At 69.7% G+C, this 17,360-nt stretch carries 18 protein-coding genes; 8 read left to right on the plus strand and 10 right to left on the minus strand.

The genetic code is table 11. The annotated features are described in order from the left end of the window. The first annotated feature begins 134 nt into the window (after positions 1–134). Positions 135–2,375, plus strand: coding sequence for a HelD family protein (locus tag ACU5E9_RS00940; protein WP_456811782.1), 2,241 nt, complete (start codon positions 135–137; stop codon positions 2,373–2,375). A 10-nt stretch (positions 2,376–2,385) separates the two neighbouring features. Here ACU5E9_RS00940 and ACU5E9_RS00945 read toward each other — a convergent pair whose 3' ends face one another. The 3 genes from ACU5E9_RS00945 to ACU5E9_RS00955 all read right to left on the minus strand — a co-directional run bounded on the left by ACU5E9_RS00945 (position 2,386) and on the right by ACU5E9_RS00955 (position 3,848). After that, on the minus strand, positions 2,386–2,961 hold the full coding sequence (locus ACU5E9_RS00945; RefSeq protein WP_456811783.1) for a TetR/AcrR family transcriptional regulator: 576 nt from the start codon (positions 2,959–2,961) through the stop codon (positions 2,386–2,388). 3 nt (positions 2,962–2,964) lie between these two features. Further along, a complete protein-coding gene (locus ACU5E9_RS00950; protein ID WP_456811784.1) occupies positions 2,965–3,426 on the minus strand; it encodes a DoxX family protein in 462 nt (153 codons plus the stop codon). Between the two features lie 92 nt (positions 3,427–3,518). After that, entirely contained in the window at positions 3,519–3,848 is a 330-nt protein-coding gene (locus ACU5E9_RS00955) for a hypothetical protein (RefSeq protein ID WP_456811785.1), read from the minus strand. 493 nt (positions 3,849–4,341) lie between these two features. Here ACU5E9_RS00955 and ACU5E9_RS00960 point away from each other — a divergent pair, with 493 nt between their 5' ends. Then, positions 4,342–5,103, plus strand: coding sequence for an SDR family oxidoreductase (locus ACU5E9_RS00960; RefSeq protein ID WP_456811786.1), 762 nt, complete (start codon positions 4,342–4,344; stop codon positions 5,101–5,103). A gap of 77 nt (positions 5,104–5,180) precedes the next feature. Here the strand turns inward: ACU5E9_RS00960 and ACU5E9_RS00965 are convergent, their stop codons facing one another. Beyond that, complete coding sequence (locus ACU5E9_RS00965) at positions 5,181–6,203, minus strand: glutathione S-transferase family protein (RefSeq protein WP_456811787.1); 1,023 nt, start codon at positions 6,201–6,203, stop codon at positions 5,181–5,183. Positions 6,204–6,250: 47 nt separating this feature from the next. After that, entirely contained in the window at positions 6,251–6,547 is a 297-nt protein-coding gene (locus ACU5E9_RS00970) for a hypothetical protein (protein ID WP_456811788.1), read from the minus strand. A gap of 160 nt (positions 6,548–6,707) precedes the next feature. Here ACU5E9_RS00970 and ACU5E9_RS00975 point away from each other — a divergent pair, with 160 nt between their 5' ends. The 3 genes from ACU5E9_RS00975 (at position 6,708) to ACU5E9_RS00985 (ending at position 9,716) form a co-directional block, all read left to right on the plus strand. Continuing rightward, on the plus strand, positions 6,708–7,583 hold the full coding sequence (locus ACU5E9_RS00975) for an alpha/beta hydrolase (RefSeq protein ID WP_456811789.1): 876 nt from the start codon (positions 6,708–6,710) through the stop codon (positions 7,581–7,583). A gap of 37 nt (positions 7,584–7,620) precedes the next feature. Then, a complete protein-coding gene (locus ACU5E9_RS00980) occupies positions 7,621–9,093 on the plus strand; it encodes an esterase/lipase family protein (protein ID WP_456811790.1) in 1,473 nt (490 codons plus the stop codon). A gap of 152 nt (positions 9,094–9,245) precedes the next feature. Then, complete coding sequence (locus ACU5E9_RS00985) at positions 9,246–9,716, plus strand: VOC family protein (protein ID WP_456811791.1); 471 nt, start codon at positions 9,246–9,248, stop codon at positions 9,714–9,716. 47 nt (positions 9,717–9,763) lie between these two features. Here ACU5E9_RS00985 and ACU5E9_RS00990 read toward each other — a convergent pair whose 3' ends face one another. Continuing rightward, the gene (locus ACU5E9_RS00990; protein ID WP_456811792.1) at positions 9,764–11,014 is read right to left on the minus strand and encodes an MFS transporter; all 1,251 of its coding nucleotides are present in this window, start codon (positions 11,012–11,014) and stop codon (positions 9,764–9,766) included. Positions 11,015–11,275: 261 nt separating this feature from the next. Between ACU5E9_RS00990 and ACU5E9_RS00995 the strand changes: the two genes are divergently transcribed. Continuing rightward, positions 11,276–11,875, plus strand: a complete 600-nt coding sequence (locus ACU5E9_RS00995; RefSeq protein WP_456811793.1) for a hypothetical protein — start codon at positions 11,276–11,278, stop codon at positions 11,873–11,875. Between the two features lie 78 nt (positions 11,876–11,953). Continuing rightward, positions 11,954–12,976 carry a non-homologous end-joining DNA ligase gene (ligD, locus tag ACU5E9_RS01000; RefSeq protein ID WP_456811794.1) on the plus strand — a complete coding sequence of 341 codons (1,023 nt, stop codon included), beginning with the start codon at positions 11,954–11,956 and terminating at the stop codon, positions 12,974–12,976. A gap of 25 nt (positions 12,977–13,001) precedes the next feature. On the opposite strand, the gene ACU5E9_RS01005 is transcribed toward ligD, so the two are convergent. Further along, positions 13,002–13,517, minus strand: coding sequence for a dihydrofolate reductase (locus tag ACU5E9_RS01005; RefSeq protein WP_456811795.1), 516 nt, complete (start codon positions 13,515–13,517; stop codon positions 13,002–13,004). Further along, on the minus strand, positions 13,507–14,340 hold the full coding sequence (locus ACU5E9_RS01010; RefSeq protein ID WP_456811796.1) for a thymidylate synthase: 834 nt from the start codon (positions 14,338–14,340) through the stop codon (positions 13,507–13,509). Before ACU5E9_RS01010 ends, ACU5E9_RS01005 begins: the two co-directional genes overlap by 11 nt. A gap of 126 nt (positions 14,341–14,466) precedes the next feature. On the opposite strand from ACU5E9_RS01010, the gene ACU5E9_RS01015 reads away from it, so the two are divergent. Beyond that, a complete protein-coding gene (locus tag ACU5E9_RS01015) occupies positions 14,467–15,201 on the plus strand; it encodes a glutamine amidotransferase (protein ID WP_456811797.1) in 735 nt (244 codons plus the stop codon). Positions 15,202–15,283: 82 nt separating this feature from the next. Here ACU5E9_RS01015 and ACU5E9_RS01020 read toward each other — a convergent pair whose 3' ends face one another. Together ACU5E9_RS01020 and ACU5E9_RS01025 are read right to left on the minus strand one after the other, a co-directional pair. Continuing rightward, the gene (locus tag ACU5E9_RS01020; protein WP_456811798.1) at positions 15,284–15,976 is read right to left on the minus strand and encodes a LuxR C-terminal-related transcriptional regulator; all 693 of its coding nucleotides are present in this window, start codon (positions 15,974–15,976) and stop codon (positions 15,284–15,286) included. Beyond that, positions 15,973–17,274: an ATP-binding protein gene (locus ACU5E9_RS01025; RefSeq protein ID WP_456811799.1), complete on the minus strand. Its 1,302-nt coding sequence runs from the start codon at positions 17,272–17,274 to the stop codon at positions 15,973–15,975. The genes ACU5E9_RS01020 and ACU5E9_RS01025 overlap by 4 nt, the downstream gene beginning before the upstream one ends. Positions 17,275–17,360 lie beyond the last annotated feature (86 nt).

The raw sequence follows: 17,360 nt of genomic DNA on the forward strand, positions 1-17,360 counted from the left end.
GGCCGCATGACGGATTCGGTCCGCCGGCCGGACACACTGTCGTGATCCACAGCGGGATCCGCCCCGTCCGGGGGCCCGAACCCGAACCCGGCCTCCAGCGGCTAAACTGGTCGTTTGATTTGAGGGGTGTTTGAGTGGTCGATCAGGAACTCGCACGGGAACAGGACTACGTCGCAACGCTGTACGCGCGGCTCGACGAACTGCAGCGGGAGGCCGAGGGCCAGTTGAAGGCCGTACGGATGCTCGACGTGGGCGGCAACCACCAGTCCCGGTCCGAGCGTGACACCTTCGCCCGCACCTACGAGGACCGCATCGTGCAGTTGCGCGAGGTCGACGACCGCCTCGCCTTCGGCCGGCTCGAAACCGCCCCCGAAGACGACGGCGCCCCCGTCTACCGGTACATCGGCCGGGTGGGCCTGCGCGACGCGAACCTGCAGCCCATCCTGCTCGACTGGCGCGTGCCGCAGGCCAGCGCGTTCTACCAGGCCACCGCCGCGACGCCGCTGGGCGCCCGCTCGCGCCGGCACCTTCTCTCCAGCGGCCGCCGCATCATCCGCATCGAAGACGAGATCCTCGACGCCGCGCTGCTCGAGGGCGACACCGCCACCCTGCACCAGGGCGAGGGCGCCCTGCTCTCCGCCCTCACCGCCCAGCGCACCGGGCACATGTCCGACATCGTCTCGACGATCCAGGCCGAACAGGACCGCATCATCCGGTCCGAGCTGAACGGCGTGCTCGTCGTGCAGGGCGGCCCCGGCACCGGCAAGACCGCCGTGGCCCTGCACCGAGCCGCGTACCTGCTCTATACCCACCGTGACCGGCTGCAGAATTCCGGCGTGCTCATCGTGGGCCCGTCCACCTCGTTCCTGCAGTACATCGAGGCCGTGCTGCCCTCCCTCGGCGAGACCGGGGTAGTGCTCGCCTCGGTGGGCCAGCTGTTCCCCGGCGTCGAGGCCAGCCACGAGGATGCCCCGGCCGTCGCCGCGCTCAAGGGCCAGACGTTCATGGCCGACCTGATCGCCCGGGCGGTGAAGTCCCGGCAGAAGGTGCCCGCCACGGCGCAGAAGCTGCTCGTGAACGGTGACACCCTGGTGCTGAAGCCGCAGCTGATCGAGTCCGCCATCCACCGCGCCCGCGCCGGCGGCAAGCCGCACAACGAGGCCCGCGTCGTGTTCGTCAAGCACGCGCTCAACTCGCTGGCCCGCGAATGGCTCGAACAGCTCAAGAAGCAGGGCCGGTCGATGGACGACACCGACCTGCCCATGCTGCGCGAAGACCTGCGCCTGGCCGACGACGTGCGGGTGGCGCTGAACACCGCGTGGCTGCCGCTGACCCCGCAGAAGCTCGTGAAAGACCTCTACGCCCGCCCGCAATGGCTGGAGGAGCTGACCCCGCGCTGGCGGGCCGCGCAGCGCGACCTGCTCTACCGCGCCCGCGACGCCGACTTCACGATCGCCGACATCCCGCTGCTGGACGAGGCAGCCGAACACCTCGGCGAGTACAGCGCCGTCGACGCGGCCCAGAAGCGTGAGGCGAAGGAGCAGCGCAAGCGCGACATCGAGAACGCCGAACTGGCCATCAAGAACATGGACGTGAAGGGCCTCGTGAACGCGAAGGCCCTCGCCGACAACTTCGCCGAGCTCGGCGACCGGGCCACGACCGCCGAACGCGCCGCCCTCGACCGCAGCTGGACCTACGGCCACGTGATCGTGGACGAAGCGCAGGAGCTCTCACCGATGCAGTGGCGGCTGCTGATGCGCCGCGGACCGCGCCGGTCGTTCACCATCGTGGGCGACATCGCCCAGGCCGCCGCAGCCGCCGCGGCGGACAGCTGGCGGGAGGCCCTCGCCCCGGTGCTCGAGGCGTCCTTCGAGGCCGATCGCTGGCGGCTCGAAGAACTCACGGTGAACTACCGCACCCCCAGCCAGATCGCCGAGGCCGCCGAGAAGATGGCGGTGGCGCACGGCCTGCCGATCACGGCATCCCGCACGGTGCGGGCGAGCGACTGGCCGGTCGCCGTGCACGCGGATGCCGTGGAGGCGCTCCGGCGCGAACGCGCACTCGAGGTGGGCGGCACCGTGGCGGTGATCGTGGTTGAGGAGCACATTGACGCCCTCGCCGAGGCCCTGCACGCCGAGTTCGGCGACATCGTCGGCCGCGGCGCCCAGGGGCTGCTGCGGGATGTGGCGCTGCTCACCCCGCAGGACTCAAAGGGCCTCGAGTTCGATGCCGTGGTCGTCGTGGACCCCACGGCAATCGTTGCGGCCTCCGAACGCGGAGCCGGCGCGCTCTACGTGGCCATGACCCGCGCCACCCAGCGCCTCTACCTGGTGAGCGACGGCCCCCTGCCCAAGGGCCTCACCGACCTGCCCTAGCCGCGTCGGGTCAGGAGGCGGGCCGGAGGGCCTGCAGGGTCGAGAGCAGGGCCTCCGGGTTGAAGGAGACCGGGTTGCGGATCGCCTGGATGGAGGCACCCTGGATGAGGGCGACGACGGTGGCCGCGAGGTCGTCACCGGAGCGCCCGGTCCCCGCCGTCACCTCGCGGCAGACGGGCAGGAACGCCTCCAGGTAACGGCCGAAGGACGCCTCGATGCGGTCGCGGAAGATGTCGTCCCGCCGGGAGAAGTAGAACGCGAAGAGCAGCTCGACCCCCGCGTGGTACTCGGCGAGGCGTTCGAGCTCGCCCCGCACCATCCGTTCGAGGCGGTCCCACGGTGCCAGCTCGGCCAGGGCGGGGTCGGTCAGGGCGTCCAGCGTGCCGTCGAGCAGCACATCGAGCAGCGCCTGGAGCAGGCCGTCCTTGGACTGGAAGTGGAAGAACACCAGGCCGGGGGAGATGCCCGCCGCGGTGGCGACGCGCCGCGCGGTGACGGCGTCGAGGCCCTCGGCGAGGGCGAGTTGATACGCGGCGGCCAGGATGGCGTCGCAGCGCTCCTGCTCGGGGAGCTTCGGTCCGCCCATCGGTCAGCCGTTCTGCTTGTCGCTGCGCTGGGCGGCGCGGTACTCGCGGAAGGCCTTCCACGCGCCGGTCGACCAGAGCGCCCAGAGCACGAGCACCGGCTGGAAGAGCAGGCGGACGGTGCGGTCCAGGTCGGTGTTCAGCCCGAAGGAGTCGGTGTGGGTGACCAGCTGGGAGATGTTGCCGGGGAAGATGGCCACGAAGAACACCGCCACGATCCAGCCGACCTGCACCCGGTACCGGCCGAGGGCCAGAAGTGCGGCGCCGAGGACCATCTCGACGATGCCGGATGCGACTACCACGAAATCACCCTCCAGCGGCAGCCAGGTGGGCACCTGGGCCAGGAACGCCTCGCGGTTGACGGTGAGGTGGCTGATGCCGGCCAGGAGCAGGAAGGCGCCGAGCACCAGGCGGAAGATCGTGCGGAAGATCGTGGTGCGTTTCTTCTGCGGGGTGAGGAGGGACATGGCGGCGCGGCTTTCGGTGGGTCGGAGGGGTCGAGCGATACCCTGACCCTACATTGATCACCCGGTCAATGACCAGTCGGTCAATACGCTGGCTAGTGGTCCGGCTGCGCCACCGATTGCTCGACCAGCGCGGCGACCTCGGCGTCGGGGCGGGCCTCGAACACCCCCCACATCACGTGGGTCGGTCCGCTGCCGTCGCTGCCCGCCGCGGCCGGTCGGCTGATCCACCGGTTGGCGGCGGCCGCTCCGCCGAGGGCGGCGAGCGACGGGGCGATGGTGATCTTGCGGAGCGTGCCCGCCACGACGCTGCCATCGCTGCCCAGTCGCCAGCCGCGGCTGTGGGCCAGGACCTGGCCCACTTCGACGTCGGTCAGCCAGCGGGAAAAGCTCCGATCGGGCGGGTCGATCCGGGTCAGCTTCATGGCACCAGCTTAATCTCGGCGACACCGGAAACGCCGTACCCGGAGGGGTTCCCGCGGGCATCCTGTGGTGCGGAAAACAGGAAATAGCGACGTTACGAGGACTCTTGCGGCCCCAGCGTCCTCAGAAACGCACCGAATCCTATTTTGCGGATGCGTCTGTGGGGACGCCGATGAGGGCGGGTCGGTCTGCAGCGGGGCGGGCGATCGTTCCGCCGGACGGTCCGCGCGATGCACCTGCCAGAACTCCGAGGGTGTATCGAGGGGATGGGGTCCGTCGGAAGCGAGCCGGCGCGGGGAATCTGCACCTGGCGGCGGCCCAGTATGCGATTGGGGTCGCGCCGGAGGGATGAACCCCCTAGAGTGGTCTGTGACGGAACACTATTCCGTGGAGCAGAACAGTCGGGCGGATTGTCGCCCAGTGACTCGCGGCCAATCAGGCGCAGACTCACAGACTCACAACTCACCGACTCACCACTCACAGAGGAGTACCACCATGACCGCGAACCCCTTCGACCTCACCGGCAAGGTGGCCATCGTCACGGGGGCCAGCAGCGGCATCGGGCTGGCCATGGCGGAGGGCCTGGCCGCGGCCGGGGCCGACATCGTGGGCGTGAGCGTCAACATGCCGATGACCGGCAGCGAGGTGTCCCAGCGGGTCGAGGCCCTCGGCCGCACCTTCACCCCGTACGACACCGACTACGCCGACCGGGACGCGATCACCGCCCTGGGCACCGAGCTGGCCGCCCTCAACGCCGACATCCTGATCAACAATGCCGGCACCATCCGCCGGGCCCCGGCCGCCGTGCACTCGGACGAGTTCTGGGACGAAGTGATCGCCGTGAACCTGTCGTCGCAGTTCGTGCTCAGCCGCGCCGTCGGCGCGAACATGGTGGCCCGCGGCCACGGCAAGATCATCTTCACCGCTTCCCTGTTGAGCTTCCAGGGTGGCGTGAACGTGCCCGGCTATACCGCCTCGAAGTCGGCCATCGTGGGCCTGGCCAAGGCGCTGGCCAACGAATGGGCCGTCTCCGGCGTCAACGTGAACGCCATCGCGCCCGGCTACATCGCCACGGCCAACACCAAGGACCTGCGGGCAGACGGTGAGCGGTCCAAGGCGATCCTCGACCGCATTCCCGCCGGCCGCTGGGGCGAGGCCTCCGACCTCGTCGGTGCCGCCGTCTTCCTGTCCAGCAGCGCATCCGACTACATCAACGGCATCACCCTGCCGGTCGACGGCGGCTGGCTCGCCCGCTGACCGCTCGCTGAAACACACATCCGGCCTTCGTTTCGCCAACGAAGGCCGGATGTGTGTCAGTCAGTCGTGTTGCGGGGTCAGAGGGTGGGGACCCGCTCGGCCTCGAGCGGCGCCTCCGGCGGCGTGCCGTCGCCGAAGGGCCGGCCGCCCAGGCTCTCGCGTCCGTGCGCGGTGAGCCACACCGACGCATCCGGCCCCAGCGGCACGATGCCGGTGGGGTTGATGTCGCTGTGCGTCACGTAGTAGTGCCGCTTGATCTGGTCGAAGTCGATGGTGTCGCCGAACCCCGGGGTCTGGAAGAGGTCGCGGGCGTAGGCCCAGAGCACCGGCATCTCGCTGAGCTTGTTGCGGTTGCACTTGAAGTGGCCGTGATAGACCGCGTCGAACCGGGCGAGGGTCGTGAACAGGCGGATGTCGGCTTCCGTGATGGTGTCGCCCACGAGGTAGCGCTGGGTGGACAGGCGCTCTTCCAGCCAGTCGAGGCGCGCGAAGAGGGTCGTGTAGGCCCGCTCGTAGGATTTCTGGCTGCCGGCGAACCCGCACTTGTACACGCCGTTGTTGACGTCGTGGAAGATCAGGTTGGCGACCTCGTCGATCTCGGCGCGGAGGGCCTCCGGGTAGAGGTCCGGGGCGCCGGGCCGGTGGTACTCCACCCACTCGGTTTCGAAGTCCAAGGTGATCTGCGGGTAGTTGTTGGTCACGAGTTTGCCGCTGGGCACGTCCACGATCGCCGGTACGGTGATGCCGCGCGGGTAGTCGGGGAACCGGGCGAAGTACGCCTGCTGGATGCGTTCGATGCCGAGGACCGGGTCAACCCCGTTGGGGTCGAGGTCGAACGTCCAGCTGTTCTTGTCGTGGGTGGGTCCGGGCAGTCCCAGCGAAATGACCCGCTCCAGGCCCAGCAGCCGGCGCACGATGGCGGTGCGGTTCGCCCACGGGCAGGCGCGGGCGGCGACCAGTCGGTAGCGGCCGGCTTCCACCGGCCAGCCGTCGCGGCCATCCCGCGTGATGCGATCTTCGATGTAGTTCGTATCGCGGTCGAAGTCCTTGCCGGGCTCCACGTAACTCGGACGCAGCGTACTAGGGGTCAGATTGCTCATGCCCCCACGCTACGGGAAAAACCCGTGCGTACGCATGGAGTTGGGCGTCAGTCGTGGAGGTGGTGCAGCGGCCAGACGGTGGCGGCGGCGAGCACCGTGAGCAACTCCTCGGCCGCAGCGCGCGCCTCGGTCTCACCGCGCGGGTCATACACGTCGATGGCCAGGGGCGGGGCTTCCCCGAACTTGGGGATGTCCACCTCCACCCGGCTGCCGCCCGGCAGGGCCACGAACGGGTGCGCGGTGTGTGCGTCCTGCACCGGCGCATCCAGGGCCGCGGCGATGATGCCGAGGGCCTCCGGCTTGGTGGCGTGGGCATCGGCGACGAGTGTGGCGATGTAGTCCATGGGCGTCCTTCGCAGGGGGTGGCGGGGTGGCGGGTTGACCGTCAGCGTAGTCGAGCCCTTGCGCTCGGCGGTCATCCCGGCTATTCACGACCTGTACGAAACCTGCGCTGCTGCTCCCCAGATTCCTGAACAGAATTCCCAGACAGAGAGGATCGTCGACATGGCCGCACCCGAAGCACCCACCCTCGCCCCCTGGGAGGTGGAAGAGATCGACCGGGCCAACGCATCCGGTCTCACCCCGGTTGTCTTCGTCCACGGGCTCTGGCTCCTCTCCAGTAGCTGGAAGCCGTGGCGCGCCCTGTTCGAGGCGAACGGTTTCACGACCATCGCGCCCGGCTGGCCCGATGACCCCCGCACGGTGGACGAGGCATTCGAGGAACCGGAGGCCTTCGCCCACAAGATGGTGCAGCAGGTCACCGACCACTACCTCGAAGCCATCTCCCGCCTCACCCTGACGCCCGCGGTGATCGGGCACTCGTTCGGCGGCCTGATCGCGCAGAAGCTGGCGGGGGAGGGCGTGGCCTTCGCCACCGTCGCGATCGACAACGCACCGTTCAAGGGTGTGCTGCCGTTACCGGCCTCCGCGCTCAAGTCAGCCTCCCCGGTGCTGGGCAACCCGGGCAATCGCGGCAAGGCGATCTCGCTCACCTTCGAACAGTTCCAGTACGGCTGGGCGAACAACCTCGACGTGGCCGAGGCGAAGCACCTGTACGCGGAGTACCACGTGCCGGCGTCAGGGGCTCCGCTGTTCCAGGCCGCGGTGGCGAACTTCAACCCGTTCGGCGGTGAGACCAGGGTCGACACCAAGAACCCCAATCGCGGTGCGCTGCTCGTGCTGGCCGGGGCGAACGACAACACCGTGCCCCTGGCCATCACCCGGGCCAGCTACAAGCTGCAGTCCAGGAACGAGGGGATCACCGAGATCACCGAGATTCCCGGCCGTGGGCACTCCCTGGTGATCGACAGCGGATGGCGCGACGTGGCCGAGCCGGCCCTCGCGTTCGTCAAGCGGTTCGAGGGTGCCCGGACCACCTGATCAGCTGAATCGTGACCGGCACAGAACGGAGAACGCCATGGGCGACCGGCTTCCGATCATCTACGTGCGCGGGTTCGCCGGCGGCCAGGGGGCGATCGATACGGCCGCGGACGACCCGTTCTACGGGCTCAATGAGGGGTCGGTGCACGTGCGGGTGGGCGCCAACGGCACGCCGCGCTTCCACCAGTACGAGGGGCCGCTGATCCGCCTGATCAAGGACCAGGGCTATGAGGTGCGCATCGAGGGCAGCCAGCAGCAGGTGCTGCTCGACGCCGAGCCGAACTCGCTGCGCGCGGACTCGGTGTGGATCTACCGGTTCTACGATGCGGCCGCTGGCACGTTCGGCACCCCGCCGGAGGCGTACGACATCCGCTCTGCCGCCCAGGGCCTGGTCGACTTCATCGAGCTGGTGCGGGAGAAGACCGCCGCCCACCCGCCGGTCTACCTCGTGGCGCACTCGATGGGCGGGCTGATCTGCCGCACGGCGTTGCAGGTGAACTACGCCAATCCGCGCGACTCGGTGTCGAAGCTGTGCACCATCGGCACACCGCATGGCGGCATCGACCCGAAGCTGGGCGGACCGATCGGCGGGTGGATCATCAATACGTTCGGCCCGCAGGGGTCGCGGATCTTCGCGCCGGAGTATATGCGCGAATACCTCTATCCGACGGATGGGCCTGGGCCGGCCCGCGGGGACACCCGGCGGTTGAGCGGCGCCTTCACGCCCGACCGGGTGCTCAGCATCGTCGGCACCAACGCGCGCGACTACGACGTGGCGCTGGGCTTGTCGAGCGCGCTGATGGGGGTGCAGAGCGACGGCCTGGTGGCCATCCGCAATGCCTATGTGGTGGGATCGGCGCGGGCCTACGTGCACCGGGCGCACTCCGGTCGGTACGGGCTGGTCAATTCGGAGGAGGTCTACCAGAACCTCAAGCGGTTCCTCTTCGGCACCCTGCGGGTCGAGATCGGACTGCGCGGGCTGGCGTTCGAAGACACCCGGGTGTGGCAGGCGGAGGTGCGGCTGGCCATCCGCAAGCTGCCGGTGCTGATCCACGAGCAGACGGCCGATCATTATTGCCCGGTGGACCTCAACGCGGAGGCGAAGCACATCCCCACGCCGATGTCGCCGGTGCCGTTGATCACGGTGTTCCTGATCCCCAATCCGCAGCATGTGGCGCGCTACGCCCTCGACATCACCCTGCTCTCCCTCGAGGAGCGGGGCGGGATCTTCGGGTTCGGCGAGCACCTCGAACAGATCGGTGACTGGCAGGACTCGCTGATCGTGGAGGTGATGCTCAGCGAGACCGGGGCGCTCACCCGCATCCTGTGGGAGTGGAACAGCACGCTCACCGAACGACCGGGCATGGCCGAACTGTCGAACACGCTGGACTGGGCCACGGGACGCAGCGCGGACGGCAGCTGGCACCCGGTGATCCCGCTGCCGAATGTCGCCGCCCGGCTGCTGGGCGACGAGGCGAGCCTCGCGCTCGCCGTGACGCACTGGAACTGACGGCGCACTGGAACTGAAGACGCACTTGAATTGAAGGTATGCCGGGACATGCCTCGCGCATCCGGCGCGACCGGTCGATAATCGACCCCGTAGCCGAAATTCACAACGATGGCGCGGACGTCGATGTCCGCGCGGTGAGGAGAACAACGATCATGGGTGTCACGCTCAACCCCTATCTCAGCTTTCGCGACAACGCCAAGGAAGCAATGGAGTTCTACCACTCGGTCTTCGGCGGTGAACTGACCCGCAGCACCTTCGGGGAGTTCCACGCCAGCGAAGACCCGAGTGAGCAGGAAAAGACCATGCACGCCGCTCTGACCACCCCGACCGGCCTGTCCCTGATGGCCGCGGACACGCCCAACGCCATGGAGTACACGCCCGGCAACAACTTCTCGGTGTCGCTCAGCGGCGCCAGCGAAGATGCCGCCGAGCTGCGCGGTTACTGGGACAAGCTCGCCGGCGGCGGCTCCGTGACCATGCCGCTGGAGGTCGCCCCGTGGGGTGACAGCTTCGGCATGTGTGTCGACCAGTTCGGCGTGGCCTGGATGGTGAACATCGCCGGCGCCCCCGCGGGCGCAACCGTCCCCGCCCCCACCGGTACCGCCACAAGCGACACAATCTAGTCCGCCGAGCCGTGACCTGAGCCCCGAAATCTCGCGATTTGTGGGGTTCAGGTCACGGCTCGCGGCCGGAGTCGGCGGAGGGTCCAGGCGAGGACCACGAGGACGAGGACACAGGTGACCAGGCCCAGGCCTGAGTAGCCCACGAGAAGGAGCACCGGTCCGGCCAGGGCCCCGGCGAGGGCCCCGGCGGAGTTCATCGACAGGTCGGAGAAGCCCTGGAGCGGCGCGCGATCGTGCACGCCGACCGCATCCGCGATGAGGGCCGACCCGGCGACGACGGATGCCGACCAGCCCAGCCCGAGCAGGATGAGGCCGACGGTCATGGCGACGGCCGACTCGCCGGCGAGCCAGAACGTCACCAGTGCGCCCAACAGGATGGCCTGGCCGACCAGGATCACCGGCATCCGGCCGACCCGGTCGGCGAGGGCGCCGAACACGGGGGACAGGGCGTACATGCCCGCGACGTGCAGGCTGATCGTGAAGCCCACGATGGTGAGGGAGGCGCCGTGGTCGCGCAGGTGCACCGGCGCCATCGACATCAACGCCACCATGGTGGCGTGGCTGAGGGCGATCGCGGCCACCGCGTAGCGGGCGGCGGGGTTCGCGCGCACGAGGGCGAGCCCGCCACGGCGGGAGGCGGCGTCCGGGTCGGCGCCGCGTTCGGCGAGTGCGGTGAGGAGAGGGTCGGGTCGCAACCCGACGGTGTAGACGAGGGCAGCCCCCACCGTGGCGGCGAGGGAGAACGCGAACGCGCCGGTGAGCGGCGGCAGTCCGAGCGCGGCACCCACCGCCTCACCGGGTCCGAAGAGGTTGGGCCCGAGTACCGCCCCGATCGTGGTCGACCACACCACGATCGACAGGTCACGGCCACGGGTGGAACTGCTTGCCAGGTCGGTGGCCGCGAACCGGGCCTGCAGGTTGGCGGCGGATCCCACGCCGAGCAGCATGAGCGCAAGGAGCAGCAGCGGGAACACGTCCACGGCAACCGCGGTGATCGCCAGGGCCGCGCCCAGGCCGGCGACGAGTGAACCGGCGGCCAAAGAACGGCGGCGGCCGCGCGCCTGGGCCAGGCGCGCCAGCGGCACCGCCACCAGGGCGGCACCGAGGGTACTCATGGTGGCGGCCATTCCCGACCAGGCGCTGGAGCCGGAGAGTTCGGCCGCCAACAGGGCGCCGAGGGACAGCGTGGCGCCCATGCCGATGCCGCCGAGGATCTGTCCGGCCACCAGGACGCCGACGACGGTGCGTTGCCGGGGCCGTGCCGGGGCAGGGTCCGCGGCGCGTCGGCCCGCGCTCATGGGCGCCCGAATCGTGCGCTCACAGGCGCATCGATCGGCTCACCGACCGTGCGGCGTTCTCTCATCACCGTCCCATTATGGTGCGCCGCGCCATCCGCCCTCGGCGACGTCACCCGTCAATTGGGGGCGTCCGGTCGCCCCGGTCGAGGCGAATCTCAATAGCCTGTGAATATGAGTTCAGGTCGGGATAGATCTGCTGGTTTCATCGCCACTGCCGCTGTGATCGGCGCGCTGGTCGGGGGGTTGACGGGGTGTGCGGGAATGAGCGAGCCAGTTGAACCCACCGAGACGCCGAGCGCCACCCCGACGGCCGGTGTCGCGAGCGTCGTGATCTCCGCCGAAGCCATCACGATCAGGTCCCGCGAGAACAGCATGGACGGCTTCAGCTACTTCGTTCCCACCGCGGACACCGTCGACGCCCTCAGCACAGTCTTCGGCGAGGCTCCGACCGAAGGCGTCTGGGCGGGCGGGATCGAGAGCTACCCGGGTGTCACGTACACCTGGCCCGGCTTCGAGATCATCGACAGCGATGTCCCGACCGTCCCTGAGGAGCAACCGGAGTACCGGGTATCCGTGACCGCCGGGGAGCTGAACGGCGTCGTCCTGGAAGCCGTCGACGGCGTTCAGGTCGGTGATTCCGCGGCTGACCTCGAAGCGGCCTACCCCGATCAGGCGACCCGGGTCAGCGTGAACGGTGGCGCCGAGCGTCTCGACGTGTGGCTGGGCGCCATCAACGTGGCGCAGCCGCCGGTCGACTCCGAAACCGACCTGCAACGCACCTTCTCGGTCCGGGTCTCCGCCGCGACCCCCTCCGGTCCCATCGACACCATCGACGCCCCCACACCCAACTTCCGGGTCTAACACGGCCGCGAGCCGTGAGAACAAAAATCGCACGATTCAGGGGTTTAAGTCACGGGTCGCGGTACTAGGTTGGGCGACATGGTTAGTGAAGCTACCGAGATTGCCGTTGCCGGGCCGCATGGGGAGCGGGTCATGCGAGTGTCCAGCCCGAGCCGGGTGCTGTGGCCGGATGACGGCATCACCAAGCTGGACCTCGCCCGGTACAACGTGGAGGTGGGGGAGGCGTTCGTCGCGGCGAACGGTGACCGGCCGGTGTCGCTGCAGCGGTTCCCGGCCGGCATCGACGGTGAGCAGTTCTTCTCGAAGAACCCGCCCAAGGGAGCACCCGAGTTCGTTCGGGCGGTGCCCGTGGTCTACCCGAGCGGGCGCACGCATCCGCAGCTCGTCATCGACGAACCGGCCGGCGCCGTCTGGGCGGTGCAGATGAACACCGTCGTGTTCCACCCCTGGCCCTCCCGGGCGGAGAACACCGACAACCCCGACCAGTTGCGCATCGATCTCGACCCGCAGCCCGGCACCGACTTCGACGACGCCATCCCAGTGGCGATCGAGCTGCGCGCGGTGCTGGCCGAGGCCGGTCTCACCGCGTTCGTCAAGACCTCCGGCAACCGTGGGCTGCACGTGTTCGCGCCGATCGAGGCCACGAAGGAGTTCCAGGTCGTGCGGCACGCGGTGATCGCAGCGGCCCGCGAGGTGGAACGACGGCTGCCGAAGACGGTGACCACGAACTGGTGGAAGGAGGAGCGCGGCAGCCGCATCTTCGTGGACTTCAACCAGGCCAACCGGGACCGCACCATGGCCGGCGCCTACAGCCCGCGCGCGCTGGCGCACGCGCCGGTCTCCTGCCCGATCGGCTGGGACGAACTCGAGAGCACCGATCCCCGGAAGCACACCGTGCTCACCGTGCCGGAGCGGCTGCGCACCGTCGGTGACCCCTGGGCCGACATGCACGCCGCGCCCGGCCGCATCGACACCCTGCTGGAGTGGTGGGAGCGCGACCTGGCCGATGGGCTGGGGGAGCTTCCGTTCCCGCCGGACTACCCCAAGATGCCGGGGGAGCCGCCGCGGGTGCAGCCCAGCCGGGCCCGCCACGACGACTGACCTCGACCCGCTTCGTGCAGGCTGGTCAGGCGGGGACGCGTTCGTAACTCACGAAGCGGTAGCGAAGACCGGTTCGGGAGGTCAACCAGTCACCGGCAGCGATCTGGGCGAAGGCGGCATCCACCGCTGGAGCGACGGTGTCACCGTCGGCGTTGAGGTCGACTTCGGTCACTTCGAGACGGTCGGCGAGAGGCATCGATTGCCGGTACACCTCGCCGCCGCCGATGATCCAGACCGGCCCGGGCCCAGCGGCCGCCAGGGCGTCCGTGAGGGAATGCGTGACGGTGGCGCCGTCGGCGCTCCAGTCCGGCTGGCGGGTGATGACGATGTTGTGCCGGCCGGCCAGCGGGCGGAACCGTTCGGGCAACGAGTCCCAGGTGCGGCGGCCCATCACGACGGCGCCGGTCAGGGTGAGCTCCTTGAACCGGGCGAGGTCTTCGGGCAGCCGCCAGGGGATGGTGCCGGCGTCGCCGATGACCCCGTTGACGGCTTGCGCCCAGATCAGCCCGATCGGCGCAGCCGGCCCAGCCTCAGACGGCAACGGGAGCCTTGATCGCGGGGTGGTGCACGTAGTCGACAACCGCGAGGTCGTCGAACTCGTAGTCGAAGATGCTGTCGCGCTCGGTGGTGATCTTCAGCTGCGGCGCCGGGAACGGCGTGCGGCTGAGCTGCTCGGTGACCTGCTCGAGGTGGTTGGAGTAGATGTGGCAGTCGCCGCCGGTCCAGATGAAGTCGCCCACCTCGAGGCCGGTCTGCGCGGCGACGAGGTGGGTGAGCAGCGCGTAGCTGGCGATGTTGAACGGCACGCCGAGGAACAGGTCGGCGCTGCGCTGGTACAGCTGGCAGGAGAGCTTGCCGTCGGCGACGTAGAACTGGAACAGGGCGTGGCACGGGGCCAGCGCCATGTCGGGGATGTCGGCGACGTTCCACGCCGACACGATGATGCGCCGGGAATCCGGGTTGGTCTTGAGGGTCTCGATGACCTGGGCGATCTGGTCGATGTGCTCACCGTTCGGGGTGGGCCAGGAGCGCCACTGCACGCCGTAGACCGGGCCGAGCTCGCCCTGCTCGTCGGCCCACTCGTTCCAGATGCGCACACCGTGTTCCTGCAGCCAGCCCACGTTGCTCTCACCGCGCAGGAACCAGAGCAACTCGTAGGCGACCGACGGGAAGTGCACCCGCTTGGTGGTGATCAGCGGGAAACCCTGACTGAGGTCGAAGCGCAACTGGGCGCCGAACACGCTGAGGGTGCCCGTGCCGGTGCGATCGGCCTTGTTCGCGCCGGTTTCGAGAACCAGGCGAAGCAGATCTTCGTACGGGGTGGCGATGGCCTCGGGCGCGCTGGTGTCCGGCTGACTGTTCATTGGCTCAAATCTACCTGCTGGCCGGGCGGATGCGGGATGGATCGGCACGGGGATTCACGATTGCCGCGAGACCGGCGCGGGTCGTCACATCCGGCCGTGGGCCGCTGGCATGGGTAGCATGGGGCCGTGAAGCCCTTTCTGCTGCTGGCGACCCGATTCGAAGACGAAGCCGCCGACGATGAGTACGCCGGCTTCCTCGCCGCGGGCGACCTCGCGCCCGAACAACTGCACCGGGTGCGCCTGGAGGCGGCCCCGATGCCGCCGATCACGCTCGATGACTACTCCGGTGTGATCGTGGGCGGCAGCCCGTTCAACGCCAGCGACCCGGAGGACACGAAGTCGGCCGTGCAGCGCCGGGTGGAGCGGGAACTCGCCGGCCTGCTGGCCGATGTGGTGGCCAAGGACTACCCGTTCCTGGGCGCCTGCTACGGCATCGGCCTGCTCAGCAGCTTCCTCGACGGCGTCGTCGACGACACCTGGTCGGAGCCGGCCGGGCCCATCGTGGTGAGCCTCACCCCGGACGGCGCGGCCGACCAGCTCTTCGGCCGGCTCGCACCGAGCTTCGAGGCCTTCGTCGGGCACAAGGAAGCCTGCACCGTGCTGCCCACCGGTGCGGTGCTGCTGGCGACGGGGGACAGCTGCCCGGTCCAGGGCTTCCGGGTGGGCCAGAACGTCTACGCCACCCAGTTCCACCCCGAACTCACCCAGGCCGGCATCCTCACCCGGCTGCGGGTCTACCACGACAACGGCTACTTCGAGCCGGATGCCTACGACGACGTCATCGCCGCCATCAACGCCTCCGCCGTCACCGAGCCGGCCACGATCATGAAGGCCTTCGTGCAGAGGTTCGCCACGCCCTGACCGGTCATTCCCCGCCGGTGAGGTAGGTCGTGACGGGTATGCATCGGCTGGGTTCGGCCCGGATGTCGCGGATCCAGGTCGCTCAGAGCAGCTTGCGCGCCGTCGCCCAGGCGGTGAGCTCGTGCCGGCTGGAGAGCTGCAGCTTGCGGAGCACCGCCGACACGTGGGTCTCGACGGTCTTGGGCGAGATGAAGAGCGCGCTCGCGACCTCCTTGTAGGCGTAACCGCGGGCGATCAGCCGCATCACCTCCTGCTCGCGGGCGGACAGCCGGTCGAGCTCGTCGGTCGTGGACGCGGTCTCACCGGCGACCGCCCCGAAGGCGTCGAGCACGAAGCCGGCCAGGCGCGGGGAGAACACGGCGTCGCCGCCCGCCACACGCCGGGCGGCCTCCGACACCTCGGCCCCGGACGAACTCTTGGTGATGTACCCACGGGCGCCGGCACGGATGACGCTGACCACGTCGTCCGCCGCATCCGACACACTCAGCGCGAGGAACAGCGTCGACGGCGCGAGCGGCGCGGCGGCGCGGATAACCTCTGCGCCGCCTCCGCCGGTGCCGCCGGGCAGGTGCACATCCAGCAGCACCACCCGGGGCTGCTGGGCGACGACCACGGTAACGGCTTCGTCGACGGTCGCCGCCTCGCCCAGCACCCGAAGCGCCGGGTCGAGCTCGGAGCGCAGGCCGGAGCGGAAGATCGAGTGGTCGTCGACGATGACGACGGTGAGCTCATCGGGGGTCAAGGCGGATGGTGCGGCGCCGGCTGGGTCGGTCATGGGGTGTCCTCCTGGACGTCGAGGGGGAGGGTCAGCCGGATCTCGGTGCCGGTGCCGCCTGGGCCGGGTCGCACGGTCGCCGTGCCGCCGGCCCGCTGCATCCGGGCCAGGATCGATTCACGCACGCCCCAGCGATCGGTGGGGATCGTGGCCATCGAAAAACCCGGCCCCCGGTCGGTGACGCTGACCTCGATGGCCCTGGCCGACGACTCGACATACACGGAGACGTTGCCTCCGGCGTGCCGGGCGGCGTTGAGCATGGCTTCCCGCGCCGCCGCGAGCAGCGCCTCGGGCACCTCACGGTCGACGGACCCGACCGCGACCACGTCGACATGCACCGCGAAGTCCCGCTCGAGCGTGATCGCGATGCCCCGCAGCTCAGTGGCCAGGTCGACGGGTCCGTTCGCCGTTCCGGTGAACAACCACTCCCGCAGGTCGCGCTCCTGGGCGCGGGCGAGCCGGGCCGCATCGGAGTGCGGGCCCGCCTTCTGCTGGATCAGGGCCAGGGTCTGCAGGACCGAGTCGTGCAGGTGAGCGGCCATCTCGGCCCGCTCGGCCTCCCGCTCCCGCGCCGCGCGCTCATCGGACAGGTCGCGGGTGAGCCGCACCGCCCAGGGCGCCACTACCACGGCAACGCCGACGAGCACCGACACGGCGGCCACGACAACCGTCCAGACGTTGGGGTTCTCGCTGGTGACGAAGAACAGCAGGATGCCCAGGGCCACGAGCACCAGCGCGCCGAGCGCCCGCACCAGCATGCCCGAGCTGCGCGGACCCGCCCCGCTGCGGAGCTCCGCGAACTGCCGCCAGGCCAAGCCCGTTCCGGCCAGGGCCACGATCGCGGGGATGATGGCGTCCAGGGGCAGGTCGGCGCCGAGCCGGTCGGCGATCAGGGCACCGGCCGTGGCGACGAGCGCCAGCCCGAGGAGGATCTCGGTGATGGGCGCGCGCCGGGCCTCACGCGAACCGGCGGGGGTGACGGAGGGCAGGTCCGGGGCCACCCGAGCGTCGGCCGTCGCCGGGCCCGGGCTGGTGAGCGCCGCCTTGGGCAGCGGATGCCGACCCGCGCGGTCGCCGGCTGCATCCGCGGCCTCGTCAGGCGTCGTGGCCCACAACCAGCCATACAGCAGCACCCCCGCGCCGCCGCACAGGGCCAGCACGAAGGTCACGGTGCGCACGACGGTGACGGGCAGGCCGGAGTGCCGGGCGAACCCCGCGCACACGCCCGCCACGATGCGCAGGCGCGGCCGCACGAGCTGCCCGGTGAAGCGGGGGTCGGTGGGACGCACTGTGGTCACAGCACCATCCAAGCACCCATGGAGTTGCTGTTCGCACCCCTATTCGCCGGCTCAGGGTGTTATCAGGGTCATCCCCCATGGCCGGG

It is taken from the genome of Cryobacterium sp. AP23 (assembly GCF_054075385.1).